The following is a 15,786-nucleotide window of genomic DNA, read 5'->3' on the forward strand; positions in this document are numbered from 1 at the left end:
GGCGTCAGGACCGCCAGTACGCCGGCGTCAGGATCACGAGTACCGAGAGGATCTCGAGCCGGCCGATCCACATGAGAAAGATCATGTACAGCTTCGCCGCCCTCGAAAACGGCTCGTAGCTGTTCATCGGGCCGACGACGCCGACGCCCGGACCGACGTTCCCCAGCGTCGCGATGGTGGCACTGATCGCCTCGAGCGCCGATAGCTCGAGCCCGGGCGTGCGATAGGCGTCGAGGAAGAGCAGGACGGTCGAGACGGCAAACAGCGTCAGAAAGACGAGGATGAAGACGAAGATGCTGTAGACGGTGTCATCGTCGATGACCTCGCCCGTGGTGCCCATTCGAACCGGCTGGATCACACGCGGGTGGACCATTCGGAACAGCTCCTGTCGCATCGACTTCCCGACGACGTACCAGCGGACGATCTTGATCGAGCCGGCCGCGGAGCCCGCCGAGCCGCCGAGGAACATCGCGAACAGGAGAATCACCTGCGTCGACTCGCTCCAGGTGTTGAAGTCCATGCTGGCGTACCCCGTCGTCGTCACGATCGCGAGCGTCTGGAAGAGCCCGTGGCGCAGCGAGCGCTCGAGGCTCCCCGGGATCGGGCCAACGTTTTCGGGACCCGCGGCGAGGCCGACCCCGAGGAACAACAGGAGCGAGAGGAGCCCGCCGACGATCCCCATCGATAGGACGTACGACCTGAACTCGGCGTTGTCCGTCAGTCGTCTGGGTTCACCCCGCCAGACGTACCAGTAGAGGGCGAAGTTCGTCCCGGCGATGACCATGAAGGGCATGAACGCCCACTGGACGATCGGTCGGAAGGCCTCGACGCTGCGGCCTTCCGGCGAAAAGCCCCCGGTCGGCAGCGTCGTGAGCGCGTGGGCGACGGCGTTGTAGAACGTCATGTTCTCGGCCAGTCCGACCAGCTGAAGCCCGTAGTAGACGACCACCGCGGCGAGCGTGAACCAAGCGTAGATCAGCCAGAGCGCTCGCGCGGTCTGCCTGATCCGCGGCGTCAGTTTCTCGACCTGGATCCCCGGGGATTCCTCCCGGATGAGCTGCGTGCCACCGACAGAGAGCTCCGAGAGGATCGCGACCATGAGCACGAGGATCCCCATGCCGCCGAGCCACTGAGTCAGCTGTCGCCACATCATGATCGACCGCGAGTGAGTCTCCACCGAGATACTCCCCATGACGGTCGCGCCGGTCGTCGTGAACCCGCTCATGCTCTCGAAGAAGGCGTTCACGGGATGGCCGATCGTCCCCGTTCCCGCGACGAGATACGGAATCGTTCCGACGAGGGGAACCACGAGCCACGTCAGCGCCACCATGAGGAACGCCTCGCGGTGCTCGAGCGAGGGCTCCGGCTCGAGGCGCTCGAGGGCGATCCCGACGGCGACGGCGACGACGAGGGCGACGAGAAACGGCAGCGGACTCTCCCGGTAGTACAGCGCGACGAGGGTCGGAAACGACAGCGAGAGGGAGAGATACTTCAGTACGGTTCCGAGGAGGCTACAACTGGACCGGACGTCGACGTGAATCCTGCGTGTCATAGATAGCTGGGTTCGCAGCGAAGCGCACACTCGTCGCTTTCCCGATCGTGCGAGGCCATTCGGTCGGAGCCGGGGAAACTCAATAAAAACTGCGTTACGACCGCCTCACACGACTCGGCACGACGGTCGGCGACTCGCGCTATGCTACTGGTCGGGCCTGCGGATCCGCTCACCGTCGGCCGTCTCGGGGAATATCTTCCCCGGATTGAGCGTGTCGGTCGGATCCAGCGCTCGCTTGATCGTTCGCATGGCCTCGACCGCGCCGGCGCCGTGTTCCGGCTCGAGGTACGCCTGTTTACCCTCGCCGATCCCGTGTTCGCCCGTCGCGGTCCCGCCCATCTCGATCGCGAGTTCGACGAGCCGTCGATAGAGCTCCTCGCCGCGCTCGACCTGCTCGGGATCGTCGGGATCGACGAGCACGCTGTAGTGGAGGTTGCCGTCGCCCGCGTGGCCGAAGCACGGAACGAGGAGGTCGTACTCGTCGGCGAGCCGCTTCGCCTCGTGAACGGTCTCAGGGTAGGAACTGATCGGGACCGTGACGTCGCCGGGGTGGAGCGACTCGAGGTCGGGGTCGTAGCTCGCGACGGCGAACGCGAGCTCCCGGCGCGCCTCCCAGAGCTCGTCCATCTCGTCGTCGTCGTCGCTCATCTCGAATCGGACGACGTCGTGGTCTTCGAAGATCGTCCGACAGAGCTCGATCTCCTCCTCGACGCCGTGGTTGGCGTGGAACTCGAGGAAGACCATCGGTGCGTCGGGCAGGTCGCTGCCGAGGTAGTCGTTGGCCATCGTCGCGCTCAGCCCGTCGACCAGTTCGATCCGGGCGACGCCGACGTCGGTCCGGACCGCGTCGAAGACGGCCTCCGCCGCGTCGTCGAGCCTCTCGAAGATCGCCCGGCCGCCGCGGATCTGTTCGGGCCGGCCGGCGAGCTCGAGCGTGGCTTCGGTGACCACCGCGAGGGTCCCCTCGCTGCCGACGATCAGATCGGTCAGGTTGTAGCCGCTCGAGGTCTTGATCGCCCGCGATCCCGTCCGGACGACGGTGCCGTCGGCGAGCACCGCCTCGAGGCCGAGCACCCAGTCGGCGATCTCGCCGTAGCGGACGGTCTGCATCCCGCTGGCGTCGGTCGCGATCATCCCGCCGATCGTCGAGATGTCGCCCGAGGATGGCAACGGCGGGAAGAAGAGGCCGTCACCGGCGACGTACTCGTCGACGTCCGAGCCGATGATCCCCGGGCCGACGTCGATCTGGAAGTCGTCGGGCCGGTAGTCGACGACGTCGTCCATTCGCGTGAGATCCAGGCTAATTCCCCCGTGGGCGGGGACGGCGTTGCCCTCGAGTCCGGTCCCCGCGGCGTAGGGCGTCACCGGAACGCCGCGGTCGGTTGCAGCGGCGAGCACTGCCGACACGTCGGCCGTACTCTCGGGCCAGACGACGGCGTCGGGCACCACGCCGCCGTCCTCGCTCTGCTCAGTCCCCCAGTCGGCCGCGTGCGATTCCCGGCGTCCGTCCGCGAACGATAGCTGGTCGTCCGCGAGGTCGACCTCCTCGAGGAACGAACAGTCGTGTGTCATACCATCACGTTAGTCACTGGCAGTATCAACGTTTCCCACCGGTTCGAACGATGAGGGAACGCCCGGCGCTCCTGACCGGGCGGCAGCGGAAACCGTCACGGTGCTCGGGACCGAACGCACGACCGTGAGCGACGACGCATCTCCAGCTTCAGCCGACGATGACATATCCGCGTCCCTCGAGGTCCGAATCCGCGCGCTCTCCCGCCACCTCGAGGCGACCGCCGAACTTCCGATCGATCGCCGGACGAACCGCTGGCTCGGCGAGGCCGAGGCGGTCGCTCGCGACCTCGCGACGAGCGACCTCGATAGTGAAACCACCGTGGAGCGCGTCGAAACGGTCCGACGCCTGCTCTCCGAAGTCGACGAAACCGGCCATCCAGGTGGTGACGATCACCTCGAGGCGGCGACACGGATCTGTACGGAGGTTCTCGAGGACGACGATCAGGAAGACCCGACGAGTTCCTGACCCCGGCCGCGCTCGAGGGCAGCCGTGGGTATTTGTCTCAACGTACCGCTCAGTCCGGTACACAGCTATCGACGGCTCCCGCTGGCGAGGACTGGACTCAGGCGCGACGGCTACTCGTGACTGGACGGAAACGCTACAATTTTATGTGAATGCGTGACGCGGTCAAGGATGATGACACGTCGAGACGAGACTCGAGCGCCGACGCGGAGGGGAGCACTGTGAACGCCGAACTGGACTTGCTGGTCAGACTGGGCGACTACGATCGGCCGCAGGGCGTCGCCGATCGCGCCGTGCAGGCGGAAGAGCTGGGCTTCGACCGGATCACGGTCGGGGAGACGACGGGCTGGAACATCGTCCCGCCGCTGACACTGGCGGCCGACCGAACCGAGGACCTCGGCATCTCCAACGACGTCATCTCCCCGTACGGACGAACGCCCTCGATGCTCGCCCAGACGGCGCTGACGATGCAGGCCGCCGCCGACGGCCGGTTCCGGTTCGGGATCGGCCCGAGTTCGCCCGCGATCACGGAGCGCTGGCACGGACAGGAGTTCGACCGGCCGCTCCGGCGCACGCGCGAAGTGATCGAGATCATGCGCGCGGTCTACGACGAGGGCAACCCCGCGTACGACGGCGAGATTTTCGAGATTCCCGGGCTGGACTACGAGCGCGGCCCGAGCGAGAACCCGCCGCCGATCGACGTCGGCACGCTCGGCCCCAAGGCCACCGAGATGGCCGGTCGCTTCGGCGACGGCTGGGCACCGCAGCTGTTCACGAGAGACGGGCTTCGGGATCGGCTCGAGGACCTCGAACGCGGCGCCGAACTCGGCGGGAAAGAGCTCTCGGATCTGCGAGTGGCCCCGATCGTCCGCGGCATCGCATCGGAGGACCGAGAGACGGCGCGGGCGAAAGCGCGTAGCACCGTCGCCTTCCTGCTCGGAGCCTACGGCCCCTATTACGGGAACTCGGTCGCCGAACAGGGCTATCCGGACGTCGTCGACGAGATCCGTGCCGCCTGGGAGGAACGGGACACCGACGCGATGGCCGCGGCCCTTCCCGAAGACGTGCTCGACGAACTGGCTCCGGCGGGCACGCCCGAGGAGGTCCGCGAGTGGGTCGAAGCGTACAGCGAGATCGAGGGCGTCGACGCCGTTCGGCTGGGATTCGTCAACGGGATGGACGAGGCGGACAAGCGGACGACGATGGAAGCGGTCGCCGAGCTGTCCTGACGCCGCCCCGTTCTTCCACTCGCGCTTATTACGGTATCGAACGGGTTCGATGATCGACGAGACGATCCTCGACGATGACAACAGGAGGTAGTGTTTCGATCAGACTCACACGTTGTATATATACGAGCCGAGGCTTACCGACCGTATGATCCCACTACTGAATTCCCCCGAAAGCCTCACTGCGTTCGGTGAAGGTGCCGACGCCGTAGATACGGCACTGGATCTGTTGGCGAATCAGCGACGGCGCGGGGTACTGGAATACCTCGAGGAGAGCGGCGGCTCCGCCCCGCTCACCGAACTCGCGGTGGAGATCGCGGCACAGGAGGCGGGCGCGGAACCGAACGCGATTTCGGATCACGGCGACGTCTCCGCGCGGGATCGACGGGCCGTCCGCATCTCGCTGCACCACACGCACATCCCGAAGTTAGCGAACGCGGACGTGGTCGACTACGACACTGCGACGGAGACGGTCACGCTACGCGAACGCGGACGGACCCTGCTCTCCCGACGAGAGTCCGTTCAGGGGCCGCCCCGGTAGCCGAGCGGCGGCCCGGCGTACACGGGCTATATACCCGACGGCGTTTGCTGGAACCGCCGTCCGCTGCCGGTCGAGTCTCACGCGGTGTGATCCCTCGAAGAATTCGGCCTGACCGAGTCGGAGACTCGCAGCTCCGTTGCCCTTGCGCGTCCAGAACGGTTCGCCACGCGAGCGGATCGCAGCGGCGTGTTCCGTCGGTCGCTACGGCTCGATGACGAGTTTTCCGAGGAAGCTGTCGTCCATGACGGCCCGCTGTGCGTCGGCGGCGTCCTCGAGGTCGTAGCTCCGTGCGACGTCGATCGAGAGATCTCCAGTGTCCATGAGGTGAGCAGCGCCGCGGAGCGGGACGCGCAGATCCGGCGTGTTGAACATACTCATGAACTGGTAGGAGACGTCTTTCGATCGGGCAGCGCCGTCGTTCGTAAAGGCGGGATCGGGACTGTTCTCACCGATTCCGACGACGCGCGCACCCGTCGCCGCGACGTCCGCGTCGAACTGCAGGTAGTCGTCGAGGCGGTGGTCGAGGATCGCGTCGACGCCGCCGTCGGCGGCCTCGCGGACGGCGTCGGCCAGATCGTCGCGACCGTAGTCCAGTACCGTCTCGGCTCCGTAGTCGGCGATCGCGTCGTGGTACTCCTCGGCGGCGGTCGTAATCACCCGCGCGCTCACGGCGCTCCCGATCTGGACGGCCGCGTGGCCGACGCCGCCGGAGCCGCCGTGGATCAGACAGTACTCCGCCGGCTCGAGGTCGGCGTGGTCGATCAGCGCGCGCCAGGCGGTGACGGCGGCGACGCCGGCGGCACCCGCTTCGGTCGCGTCGGCACCGTCGGGGAGGTGGACGACGCGGTCGGTCGGCACCGTGGCGAACTCGGCATAGGATCCCTGGAACCCACCGTTTCCGATACCGGTTCCGTAGACGCGGTCGCCCGCTTCGAACGCCTCGACGGTGTCGCCCATCTCCACGACGGTACCCGCGAAGTCGACGCCCGGCGTGAACGGGACGTCGACCGGCGTGTACGACCCGTCTCGGAAGTACGTATCGACGGGATTGACGCCCGCGGAGGCGACCTCGATCAGGAGTTCGTCCGCGGCCGGGTCCGGTCGATCGATCTCGTCTACCTGCAGGACGTCGGCGTCGCCGTGCTCGTGAAGGCGGACAGCTCGCATGATACTGGAGTCGACGGACCGATACCGTATAATGGTACACGTGTCGGCAGTCGCCGGGAGCGACTCCACTGATCCGAGTGCGTAGAGTCCGCTGTTGCATTAGCAAGTAGCACCCTTGTCCACGCGACGGTCCTCGCATTCGTATGAGTGAAGCAGAAAGCAGGCGGCTCGAGGACATCACGGTCGGGATCTTCCTCGCGCCCGAAGGCACGGAGGAGATCGAGTTCACCGAACCGAAGGCGACCGTCGCCGAGGCCGGCGCCACCGTCGACGTGCTCGGCAGCGAGACGGGCGAGGCAGCGACGGTGAACGACGATCTCGAGGGAAGCGAGAGCTACGAAGTCGAGAAGACCTTCGCGGACGTTTCCGCGGACGACTACGACGCGCTGATCGTCCCCGGCGGGACCGTGGGCGCGGACACGCTTCGCACCGACGAGGACGGCGTGGAGCTCCTGCGACGGCATCTCGAGGACGGCAAGCCCGCGGGCGTGATCTGTCACGGTCCGTGGACGCTGATCGAAGCGGACGTCGTGGACGGACGAACGCTGACCTCTTATCACAGCTTGCAGACCGACGTTCGCAACGCCGGCGGCGAGTGGGTCGACGAGGAAGTCGTCGTCGACGGCGGGCTCGTGACGAGTCGGAATCCGGACGACCTCGAGGCCTTTTGCGAGGCGATTCTCGAGGAGTTCGCTTCTCAGAGCGGTTAATCCATCCGAAGATGAGCTAATCGGGTTCTCGAGGAACAGCGTTTTATTGAAAGCACGCTAATGAGTTGATATGGCACAGGCGGCTCGCCGAATCGTCACGGAGGTACACGACGAGCCCCACGTCGAAGGGCATCGCGTGACGGTCCGCCGACTGCAGGGGCTCGTCGAGGAGACCGGAAAGTCAGCGACGGAAGTAGCCAAACAGTTCAATCTCGACGCAGCGGACGTCTACGCTGCCCTCCAGTACTATCATACCCATCCCGATGAGATGGATCGAGCCGAGGAGACGCGGCGGTCTCGAGAAGATGATGCCAGGCGAGCGGGTGCGAAGTCGCTCACTGAGATCCGGCAGGAACGAGATGAGGGGTCGAATGGAGTACCGGATTCTCGTTGACGAAAATACCAGCCTCGGGTCGCCGAATTGCTTCGTGGAAAGGGCCACGACGCGGTTCACGTTCATGACGTGCTCGAAGAAGGGGCAACGGACGAGCGTATTGTCGCGCACGCCGACACGAACGGGTATCTCGTTTTGACCCACGACGACGATTTCCTCCGTCCCGAATATCGCCGCGAGATTCGGATTCTCTACTATTCCAGTGATAGTATAGACAGCTACGAGATCGCGGATCGCGTCGACCGTGTCACTCGATACGTTCCAGATCCGATCGATCTCCCTCGAGTGACGAATATCGGCGAGTGGTCGTGAACGCAGTCACCATCCGGAGTGGAGTGAACGAAGAGACGGCTCCAGTCGGTACTATCGAACCGCCCGGGTCGCGTCGGCCATGATCTCGAGCGCTTCCTTCAACTCCTCCGTCCCCGTCGCGTACGAGAGCCGCGCGTAGCCCTCGCCGTTCGCGCCGAAGGCGTCGCCGGGGACGACGACGACGCCGCGCTCGAGGACTTCCTCGCACCAGCCCTCGGGGACCTTCGGCATCGCGTAGAAGGCCCCTTCGGGGGTGGGAACCTCAAGGCCGGCGTCGGTCAGTCCGTCGAGCACGAGGTCGCGACGCTGCTCGAACGTCTCGACCATCTCCTGCACTCGATCCTGCGGCCCGGTCAGGGCGGCCTCGGCGGCGTACTGCGCGGGCGCGGAGGCGCAGGCCTGCCCGTACTGGTGGACCCGGAGCATGCGTTCGATGCGGCGATTGGAGCCGACGACCCAGCCGAGCCGCCACCCCGTCATCGAGTAGGTCTTCGAGCAGGCGCTGACGACGACGACGTTGTCCGTCTCGGCGAACTCGAGGGGCGAGTGATGGTCGCCCTCGAAGACGATGTGTTCGTACACCTCGTCGGAGATGCAGAGCACGTCGTGCTCGTCGGCGATGCGGGCGAACTCGCGCATGTCGGCCTCGCTCTGGACCGCGCCGGTCGGGTTCGCCGGACTGTTGACGACGAACGCCGCCGTCTCGTCAGTGATCGCGTCCTCGACCGCCGCGGGATCGAGGGTGAGATCCTCCCGGAGCCCGACCGGCTTGGGCGTGCCGCTGGCGATGTGCGTCAGCGCGTCGTAGGAGACGAAGCCGGGGTCGGGGAAGACGACCTCCTCGCCCGGATCGACGTGGGCCTCGAGCGCGAGGTGGAGCGCCTCGCTGCCGCCCGACGTCGCGATCACGTCCGCCGGATCGACCTCGAGACCGTAGTCCCGGTCGTACTTCGCCGAAATCGCCTCCCGGAGCTGCGGGGTGCCCTTGTTCGACGTGTAGGCGTCGGCCCGCCCGGCCTCGATGGCCTCGATCGCTCCGCGGCGGGCGTGGGCGGGCGTCGGGAAGTCCGGCTGTCCGAGTCCGAGATTGATCGCGTCGTCACCGGCGGCCTCGAACACTTCGCGAATGCCGCTGATCGACACCTGCTCGACCCTGTCTGCGAATTCGGTCATGACTAAGTGGGAGGGGGCGATCCCGATAACTCTTGATGTGTTCGTCAGCCCCGATCCGGCACCGGCTGTCAGGAGTTCGTGACGTTCTTGTCTACGAAACCGAACGTGCCACAAGGAATATACCGCTCGTACCGCATTCTCGGACAATGACACCCTCTCGACGATCGCTGCTCGCTGCGGGCGCGACAGGGACGATCGCGCTGACCGCCGGCTGTCTCGGGTTCGTCCTCGGCAACGAGCCGCTCGAGTTCGACGCCGACCGCGTGGCGCCCACTGATCGAAAACTCGACGAAACGGGCTACGAAGAGCAAGAGGTCAACGAAGAGACCATAGAGCGGTCCGAAGAGATCGGCGGCGTCGAACGGGATTTCAGAGCGTCGCTCTGGACGTCGGTCTACACGAAGACCGTCGAGTACGGCGGCCAGGAGCGCGAGGGAAGCGCGTTCGCCGCCGTCTCGATACCCGGGATGACGGTCGCCGGCCGATCCGTCAATCCGCTCGCGGATATGTCGAACGAGGAGCTCCTCGAGGAGTTCCTGAGCCAGCTCGAGGGAGAGAACGGCAATATCAGCGATATCCAACACGACGAGACGTTCTCGCTCGATATCCTCGGTGAGAGCCGCGACGTCGACGCCTTCACGGGCGAAACGGAGATGGACGGGCAGACGGTCGAGATCGATATCAAGGTCACGTCGTTCGATCACGAAGACGACCTGCTCGTCTTGCTCGGGGTCTACCCGAAGCGACTCACCGAGGAGTCGGCGAACGTCGAGGAACTGATGGAGTCCGCCGAACACCCGCTCGATAGCTGATCCGCACGGCTCGCTGGCCTCGCTCAAAACCGCGCGTTTCGGCGGCCTGACTTTCGTTCGGTATCCCCATAGCTGCTCGCACGCGGAAAAACGAAAAATGCGAAGACGGAAGACCGCGGTTAGTAGAACTCGCGGACGAGGTCCATCGCGTCGTCGGGCGCGCCGTCGGGGATTTCGGACATGTCCTCGGTGACGCCGTGTTCTTCGTGGTAGGGCACCGAGTTTTCGTTCTGGTACATGACTCCCTGATACTCCTTATCGGAGTCCAGAATGACTCCCTTGGCGGCCTCGTAGTCGTTCGGATCGTGGTCCTCGTCCTGGAGGTCCACGAGGTTGTCGCGGAAGTAGTCGTACGTGTCGACGTCGTTGAACGTGACACACGGGCTGAAGACGTTGACGAAGCCGAAGCCGTCGTGCTCGATGGCCTCCTCGATGATCTCGGCGTGGCGCATCGCGTCCGAACTGAACGACTGAGCGATGAAGCTCGCGCCGGAAGCGAGCGCGAGCGCGAGCGGGTTGACCGGCGGCTGCTTCGGGCCTTCGGGGGTCGTGCTGGTCTCGAAGTCCGACCGCGAGGTCGGCGAGGCCTGTCCCTTCGTCAGGCCGTAGATGCGGTTGTCCATGACCACGTAGGTCATGTCGACGTTCCGGCGGACGGCGTGGACGAAGTGGCCGGCACCGATCGAGTAGCCGTCACCGTCGCCGCCGGCGACCATCACTTCGATGTCGGGGCGGGCCATCTTGACGCCGGTGCCGACCGGGAGCGCACGGCCGTGGACCCCGTGGAGGGCGTAGCTGTGCATGTAGGTCCCGATCTTGCCGGAACAGCCGATCCCGGCCACGACGAACGTGTTGTCGGGATCGTTGCCGGTGTTCGCGAGGGCTTTCATCATGCCGTTCATCGTCCCGAAGTCGCCGCATCCGGGACACCACGTCGGCTGCTTGTCGGACTTGAAGTCGGTGAATCGTACGTCGGAGCTCATTATGCTGGTACCTCCTCGGTGAGTTTCTCGGTAATCGCGTCTGCGAGTTCGTCCGCCTTGAATCGGACGCCTGTATACTTGTTAATGCGTTTCACACGGGTAAGGACGTCGCGTTCGATCACGTCCGCGAACTGCCCGGTCGCGTTACACTCGACGACGATCGTGTCGGCGGCGGCCTCGATCTCTTCCGTCAGATCCGGCCGCGGATAGATATAGGGTACCGAGATGACGCGAACGTCGATCCCGTCGTCCTCGAGGTACTCGAGCGCTTCGACGAGCGCGCCTTCGTTCGAGCCCCACGAGATAATGAGGTTCTCGGCGTCGGCGTTTCCGAACTCCCGGTAGTCCCAGTCTTCCTGTTCTCGGGCGGTCTCGACCTTCCGATACCGCTTGTCAACCTGATGAACCCGTTCGTCTTCCTCCTCCGTCCGGCGGCCGAGCTCGTCGTGCTCGAGGCCGGTGGACATGTGGGCGGCGTCGGTCGTGCCGGGGATGGCTCGGGGGCTGACGCCGTCCTCGGTGACGGCGTGGGCCCGGAAGTGGCCCTGCGCGTCGAGCCACTCGTCGACCTCGTCGTCGTCGACGAGCTTGCCGCGGTCGATCTCGACCTCGTCCATGTCGAACGCTTCCGGCGGGAACGTCTGTTCCGTGACGGACATCGCCAGGTCGGAGACCAGGAAGACGGGCGTCTGGTACTTCTCGGCGAGGTTGAACGCCTCGACGGTCTTCCAGAAACACTCGGTGATCGACGTGGGGGCGACGACGAACCGCGGAACCTCGCCGTGGCCGCCGTACAGCGCCATGTTGAGATCGCCCTGCTCCTGTTTCGTCGGCATCCCGGTCGAGGGGCCGGATCGCTGGACGTCGGTGATGACCAGCGGCGTCTCGCTGGTCGCGACCAGACCGAACGTTTCGGTCATGAGGTCGATCCCGGCGCCCGACGTCGCGGTCATCGATCGGGCACCGGACCGCGCGGCACCGAGCGCCATGTTGATCGCCGAGAGCTCGTCCTCGGCCTGCACGACGTGGCCGCCGTAGTCGTCGATCCGGCCCGTCAGGTATTCCATGATCGACGTCGCGGGCGTGATGGGGTAGCCGGCGTAGAACCGACAGCCGGCCGCGAGTGCGCCCATCCCGATCGCCTCGTTCCCGTTGAGCAGCACGTAGTCGCTGTCCGTCGTCTCGATGTTGTAGCCGAGGTGGTCAAGATCGTAGTTCTCTCGAACGTACTCCTGCCCCACTCGGGCGGCTTCCTTGTTGTTCTCGACGATCTTCGAGCCCTTCCCGCCGAAGCGCTTCTCGAGGGCTTCGTCGAGGTACTCGACGTCGAACCCGGTGATCTCGCAGGCGGCACCGAGCGCGACGATGTTGCGCATGATCGCGCCGCCGGCCTCCTCGGCCAGCGACTTCAGCGGCACGTCGACGGCGGTCATCTCGTCGGGAATCTCGGCCTCCCAGGAGCGCTCGCCGTCGTAGATGATGGCGCTGCCCTCGTGGAGCTCGTCGAGGTTCTCGTCGATGGTCCGCTGGGTGAGCGCGACCAGAATATCGAGCCGATCGACGACACTCTGGACTTGCTCGACGGAGGTGCGGATCTTGTAGGAGGTGTAGCCGCCACGGATCCGCGACGCGAAGTCTTTGGAGGTGAATACGTGCCGTCCGGCTCGGGAAAGTGCCTGAGCGAAGATTTTCCCCGTGGAGTCGATACCGTCGCCGGCCTCGCCTCCGACCGCCCAGTTGAGATCCTCAGCCATGTTATGCTGGGCCTTGCCTCCCATAAATGAAAAGGCTTCTGAAACCCCAGTCGGACGGCCGCAACAGCGGGAGATATGTTCGATAGCGGGGGTCAGTTCCATTAACCAGTATGGATTTCGGCGATAACGTTTCGCGGCGATAAACTGACAACTTCGTGTGCGTGTATCCCCGCAGCCCAGGATATGTGACGGTCCAGATTCGTAACTGCTGTCACCACGGGGTCGCGGAGGGAACGGAACGTCTTTTCAACCGGCCGCCGAACCGGTTCGATATGGAAGGGACGCCAGTCAGCGTCGAATCGGTCAGCGAAGTCGGTCCCGATACGGTCACACTCGAGCTGGAGACGCCCGAGGGGTTCGACGCCCTGCCGGGGCAGTTCGTCTTGCTCCGGGCCGAACCAGACGACGAGGTACTCTCCCGCCACTACACGCTCTCCTCGCCGTCCGTGGGTGAGACGTTCGAACTCACCGTGGGCGTCGATCCCGACGGCGATCTCTCGCCGTGGCTCGCCGACCTCGAGGCCGGCGAAACCGTCCACATCGACGGACCGTTCGGCCGGATCACCTACGAGGGCGAGAGCGATATCGTCGCGGTCGCCGGCGGCCCGGGAATCGGCCCCTCGGTCGCGGTCGCCGAGGCGGCCCGCGACGCGGGCCACGAGGCCGTCGTGATCTATCAGGCGGACGAGCCGGCACACACCGCTCGGCTCGACGCGCTCGAGTCGGCGGGCGCGACGGTCGTCATCGTCGACGGGGACGCGACGGACGAACTGGTCGATGCGATCGCGACGCACCGCGATGCGGGGCAGCTGTACGCGTTCGGGTTCGACGATTTCGTCACGGTCGTCGCCGACGCGATCGAGGACGCCGGCGGCGACTCGGAGGACGCGCTGATCGAAAACTTCGGGTAACGACCGGCGGGAACCTCGCTCGGTCTCCTTCGAGTCACCGACGCGACGGACTCACTCCTCGGACGCTTCGGACAGTCCCAGTTTCAGGAACGCGAGCGCCGCCCCGAGCAGCGCGGTGTTCTTGGCGAAGTGGAAGAACTCCTGTTGTCGCATCTCGGGATCGTCCATCTCCCAGAAATCGTGCATTAGCGGGGTGGTACCGGCGAAGAACGCCGCCACCGCAGCGGCCGACGCGACGGGCACTCGCCACAGCGCAACGCCGAGACCGCCGAACAGGAGCCCCCCGCTCGCCGCCGGGACCGAAAGCGCCGGGACCGGCGCGTCCTTCGACTCGGCGTACTGAATTCGGCCCTCGAGGTTCCGGAAGTTGTCCGTCGCCATGACGGCGAGGACGGCACCGAACAGGACGCGTCCGAGCCGAAACAGCCCGCTCTCGCCGATTGACTCGTCCGCCGGTTCCGACTGACGGAGCGGCGTTCGCTCGTCGGTCCCCGTCTCACGCTGTATCAGGCTACGCATGGTCGGAATAGACGCGCGACGGCTTTCAGTCCGGTCGTGACATATGCCTGTCTCGGGAAAGCTGACTAACGTGCGAAATGATGGGTTAGAGTGCCTGACAAAGGTGTTTATCCCTCATCGTGGTTGAACCAGGTATGCGACGCCGAACCCTCCTCGCCGGGACGACCGGCGTGCTCTGCGGGCTGGCCGGGTGCACGAGTTCGGAGTTCGAGCGGCTCCGTACCGCGAGCGGTACCGATGGAGGCGACCCATTCGGAACCTCAAGCAACGAATCCGACCGGAGCGGGACGGATTCCGAGTCGGACACGCCGATCGAAGTCGGGGATCCCGACGACGTTCCGTTCCCATCCGCACACCCGCCGCACGAAGTCGTCCTCCGGAATCCGGGTGACACCGAACGAGCGGTTTCGGTAGCGATCACGACCAACGGGGACGAGCGACCCGATGGGAGCGGCGATGATACCGGTGATGACGGCAGCGGCGATGACGATCCGCTACTCGAGCGCGAGTTCGACCTGCCGGCGGGAGACCGGCTCGCGTTCGTCCTCGTCGAACCGCGTTCGTACGCGATCACTGTTCGAACCGACAGCGACGATGGGACGGGCGAGTCGACCGTGACGAGCGGGGTCGACCGACAGCCGTTCGATTGCATCCGATCTCGAACGACCATGACGCTCCGCGAAACCGGCGTTCGAACCGAGTCGGTCTCGACGTCCGTTCCCTGTCCGGTACCGGCGGTCGCGGACGCGTCGCTCGAGGTCGACGATCGGACGTGTGCGGGCCGGATGGACGGCCATCAGGCAGTCGTCGAGTTCGCCGACGAGGCCGTGATCGTCGACGGCGAGATCACGATTCCGACGCCCTGTCACGGCGTCTCGTTGACGGAGACGGCGTACGACGAGCGTCGCGACGTCCTCGCGATCACCGTCGCCGTCGGCGACCGGGAAGGTGACACCTGTATCGACTGTCTCGGCGTCGCCGATTATACGGCCCGAATAGCACTCGAGGGCCGCTATCCCGGCCGCGTCGCGGTCTCCCACGAGACCGTTGCAGAAACGAACGAAATCACGACGGTCGAGTATCCCGGGGACGAGTGACGCGCATCGATCGACCGTCGATTTCGGGGCCCCGAACGCGGGTACGGCCGCCGGCCGATCCGATCAGTGTTCGACGAGTTCGATCAGGATGCCGCCAGTGTCTTTCGGGTGCAGGAACGCGACCGAGTGGCCCCACGCGCCCGGTCGGGGCTCCTCGTCGATCAGCGCCACCTCGTGATCGCGGACCGTCTCGAGGGCCCCCTCGATGTCGTCGGTCGCGAGCGCGAGGTGATGAATTCCCGACCCGTTGTCCTCGAGGTACCGAGAAATCGTTCCCTCCTCGAGCGGTTCGAGCAGTTCGAAGTAGCCGTCGCCACACTCGAGGAAGACGACGCGGAGCCCGTCGAACTCCTCCTCGTGGGCCACCTCGAGGCCGAAGAGGTCGCCGTACAGTTCCGCAAGCGCCTGTGCGTCGTCGGTCGCGATTCCGGCGTGATCGAAGTGCATCTGGTTGTACTGGTCGGAGCGTCCGTGTTACTGTTATGATTTTTCGTGGTGTTCGTACGGGGGACGACGGTGGCGGCGCGTCAGTCGAACTACGAGTTCAGTAGCGACCGTCTCGATTCGAATCGATGGGTGGCGATCGGTCCGATGCGGCTC

At 65.4% G+C, this 15,786-nt stretch carries 17 protein-coding genes; 9 read left to right on the plus strand and 8 right to left on the minus strand.

Features of this window, described 5'->3' with window-relative positions; genetic code table 11:
* Positions 1-4 precede the first annotated feature (4 nt).
* Both NDI89_RS15395 and NDI89_RS15400 read right to left on the minus strand, forming a co-directional pair.
* Positions 5-1,552: a TrkH family potassium uptake protein gene (locus NDI89_RS15395; protein WP_277522668.1), complete on the minus strand. Its 1,548-nt coding sequence runs from the start codon at positions 1,550-1,552 to the stop codon at positions 5-7.
* Between the two features lie 144 nt (positions 1,553-1,696).
* Positions 1,697-3,124: an FAD-binding oxidoreductase gene (locus NDI89_RS15400; RefSeq protein ID WP_277522670.1), complete on the minus strand. Its 1,428-nt coding sequence runs from the start codon at positions 3,122-3,124 to the stop codon at positions 1,697-1,699.
* A gap of 124 nt (positions 3,125-3,248) precedes the next feature.
* Between NDI89_RS15400 and NDI89_RS15405 the strand changes: the two genes are divergently transcribed.
* From NDI89_RS15405 to NDI89_RS15415, 3 genes are all read left to right on the plus strand, one after another.
* Positions 3,249-3,590: a DUF8152 family protein gene (locus NDI89_RS15405; RefSeq protein ID WP_277522672.1), complete on the plus strand. Its 342-nt coding sequence runs from the start codon at positions 3,249-3,251 to the stop codon at positions 3,588-3,590.
* Between the two features lie 218 nt (positions 3,591-3,808).
* Positions 3,809-4,816: a TIGR04024 family LLM class F420-dependent oxidoreductase gene (locus NDI89_RS15410; protein ID WP_277522972.1), complete on the plus strand. Its 1,008-nt coding sequence runs from the start codon at positions 3,809-3,811 to the stop codon at positions 4,814-4,816.
* 145 nt (positions 4,817-4,961) lie between these two features.
* Entirely contained in the window at positions 4,962-5,354 is a 393-nt protein-coding gene (locus NDI89_RS15415; RefSeq protein WP_277522675.1) for a DUF7344 domain-containing protein, read from the plus strand.
* Between the two features lie 201 nt (positions 5,355-5,555).
* Here the strand turns inward: NDI89_RS15415 and NDI89_RS15420 are convergent, their stop codons facing one another.
* On the minus strand, positions 5,556-6,521 hold the full coding sequence (locus NDI89_RS15420) for an NADPH:quinone reductase (RefSeq protein ID WP_277522678.1): 966 nt from the start codon (positions 6,519-6,521) through the stop codon (positions 5,556-5,558).
* Positions 6,522-6,664: 143 nt separating this feature from the next.
* On the opposite strand from NDI89_RS15420, the gene NDI89_RS15425 reads away from it, so the two are divergent.
* From NDI89_RS15425 to NDI89_RS23975, 3 genes are all read left to right on the plus strand, one after another.
* Positions 6,665-7,231, plus strand: a complete 567-nt coding sequence (locus NDI89_RS15425; protein WP_277522680.1) for a type 1 glutamine amidotransferase domain-containing protein — start codon at positions 6,665-6,667, stop codon at positions 7,229-7,231.
* A gap of 70 nt (positions 7,232-7,301) precedes the next feature.
* A complete protein-coding gene (locus tag NDI89_RS15430) occupies positions 7,302-7,625 on the plus strand; it encodes a DUF433 domain-containing protein (protein WP_277522682.1) in 324 nt (107 codons plus the stop codon).
* 27 nt (positions 7,626-7,652) lie between these two features.
* Positions 7,653-7,937, plus strand: a complete 285-nt coding sequence (locus NDI89_RS23975; protein WP_345781973.1) for a DUF5615 family PIN-like protein — start codon at positions 7,653-7,655, stop codon at positions 7,935-7,937.
* Positions 7,938-7,988: 51 nt separating this feature from the next.
* On the opposite strand, the gene NDI89_RS15435 is transcribed toward NDI89_RS23975, so the two are convergent.
* Complete coding sequence (locus tag NDI89_RS15435) at positions 7,989-9,110, minus strand: pyridoxal phosphate-dependent aminotransferase (RefSeq protein ID WP_277522684.1); 1,122 nt, start codon at positions 9,108-9,110, stop codon at positions 7,989-7,991.
* A 146-nt stretch (positions 9,111-9,256) separates the two neighbouring features.
* Between NDI89_RS15435 and NDI89_RS15440 the strand changes: the two genes are divergently transcribed.
* The gene (locus NDI89_RS15440; RefSeq protein WP_277522686.1) at positions 9,257-9,922 is read left to right on the plus strand and encodes a DUF6517 family protein; all 666 of its coding nucleotides are present in this window, start codon (positions 9,257-9,259) and stop codon (positions 9,920-9,922) included.
* 119 nt (positions 9,923-10,041) lie between these two features.
* On the opposite strand, the gene NDI89_RS15445 is transcribed toward NDI89_RS15440, so the two are convergent.
* The gene (locus NDI89_RS15445) at positions 10,042-10,905 is read right to left on the minus strand and encodes a 2-oxoacid:ferredoxin oxidoreductase subunit beta (protein ID WP_277522688.1); all 864 of its coding nucleotides are present in this window, start codon (positions 10,903-10,905) and stop codon (positions 10,042-10,044) included.
* Positions 10,905-12,659 carry a 2-oxoacid:acceptor oxidoreductase subunit alpha gene (locus NDI89_RS15450; RefSeq protein ID WP_277522690.1) on the minus strand — a complete coding sequence of 585 codons (1,755 nt, stop codon included), beginning with the start codon at positions 12,657-12,659 and terminating at the stop codon, positions 10,905-10,907. Before NDI89_RS15450 ends, NDI89_RS15445 begins: the two co-directional genes overlap by 1 nt.
* Before the next feature lie 272 nt (positions 12,660-12,931).
* Between NDI89_RS15450 and NDI89_RS15455 the strand changes: the two genes are divergently transcribed.
* Positions 12,932-13,570: a ferredoxin--NADP reductase gene (locus NDI89_RS15455; RefSeq protein WP_277522692.1), complete on the plus strand. Its 639-nt coding sequence runs from the start codon at positions 12,932-12,934 to the stop codon at positions 13,568-13,570.
* A 51-nt stretch (positions 13,571-13,621) separates the two neighbouring features.
* Here the strand turns inward: NDI89_RS15455 and NDI89_RS15460 are convergent, their stop codons facing one another.
* Positions 13,622-14,089, minus strand: a complete 468-nt coding sequence (locus NDI89_RS15460) for a DoxX family membrane protein (RefSeq protein ID WP_277522694.1) — start codon at positions 14,087-14,089, stop codon at positions 13,622-13,624.
* A gap of 134 nt (positions 14,090-14,223) precedes the next feature.
* On the opposite strand from NDI89_RS15460, the gene NDI89_RS15465 reads away from it, so the two are divergent.
* A complete protein-coding gene (locus NDI89_RS15465) occupies positions 14,224-15,186 on the plus strand; it encodes a hypothetical protein (RefSeq protein WP_277522696.1) in 963 nt (320 codons plus the stop codon).
* Between the two features lie 63 nt (positions 15,187-15,249).
* Here the strand turns inward: NDI89_RS15465 and mce are convergent, their stop codons facing one another.
* On the minus strand, positions 15,250-15,633 hold the full coding sequence (gene mce / locus NDI89_RS15470; RefSeq protein WP_277522698.1) for a methylmalonyl-CoA epimerase: 384 nt from the start codon (positions 15,631-15,633) through the stop codon (positions 15,250-15,252).
* Positions 15,634-15,786: the final 153 nt, after the last annotated feature.

Origin of the sequence: Natrinema salsiterrestre (assembly GCF_029502005.1) — an archaeon.
GTDB classification, from domain to species: domain Archaea; phylum Halobacteriota; class Halobacteria; order Halobacteriales; family Natrialbaceae; genus Natrinema; species Natrinema salsiterrestre.

Coding starts and splice junctions, on each gene's coding strand:
- NDI89_RS15395 (WP_277522668.1), bottom strand. CDS start 1,552: ATGACACGCAGGATTCACGTCGACGTCCGGTCCAGTTGTAGCCTCCTC.
- NDI89_RS15400 (WP_277522670.1), bottom strand. CDS start 3,124: ATGACACACGACTGTTCGTTCCTCGAGGAGGTCGACCTCGCGGACGAC.
- NDI89_RS15415 (WP_277522675.1), top strand. CDS start 4,962: ATGATCCCACTACTGAATTCCCCCGAAAGCCTCACTGCGTTCGGTGAA.
- NDI89_RS15420 (WP_277522678.1), bottom strand. CDS start 6,521: ATGCGAGCTGTCCGCCTTCACGAGCACGGCGACGCCGACGTCCTGCAG.
- NDI89_RS15425 (WP_277522680.1), top strand. CDS start 6,665: ATGAGTGAAGCAGAAAGCAGGCGGCTCGAGGACATCACGGTCGGGATC.
- NDI89_RS15430 (WP_277522682.1), top strand. CDS start 7,302: ATGGCACAGGCGGCTCGCCGAATCGTCACGGAGGTACACGACGAGCCC.
- NDI89_RS15435 (WP_277522684.1), bottom strand. CDS start 9,110: ATGACCGAATTCGCAGACAGGGTCGAGCAGGTGTCGATCAGCGGCATT.
- NDI89_RS15440 (WP_277522686.1), top strand. CDS start 9,257: ATGACACCCTCTCGACGATCGCTGCTCGCTGCGGGCGCGACAGGGACG.
- NDI89_RS15445 (WP_277522688.1), bottom strand. CDS start 10,905: ATGAGCTCCGACGTACGATTCACCGACTTCAAGTCCGACAAGCAGCCG.
- NDI89_RS15450 (WP_277522690.1), bottom strand. CDS start 12,659: ATGGCTGAGGATCTCAACTGGGCGGTCGGAGGCGAGGCCGGCGACGGT.
- NDI89_RS15455 (WP_277522692.1), top strand. CDS start 12,932: ATGGAAGGGACGCCAGTCAGCGTCGAATCGGTCAGCGAAGTCGGTCCC.
- NDI89_RS15460 (WP_277522694.1), bottom strand. CDS start 14,089: ATGCGTAGCCTGATACAGCGTGAGACGGGGACCGACGAGCGAACGCCG.
- NDI89_RS15465 (WP_277522696.1), top strand. CDS start 14,224: ATGCGACGCCGAACCCTCCTCGCCGGGACGACCGGCGTGCTCTGCGGG.
- mce (WP_277522698.1), bottom strand. CDS start 15,633: ATGCACTTCGATCACGCCGGAATCGCGACCGACGACGCACAGGCGCTT.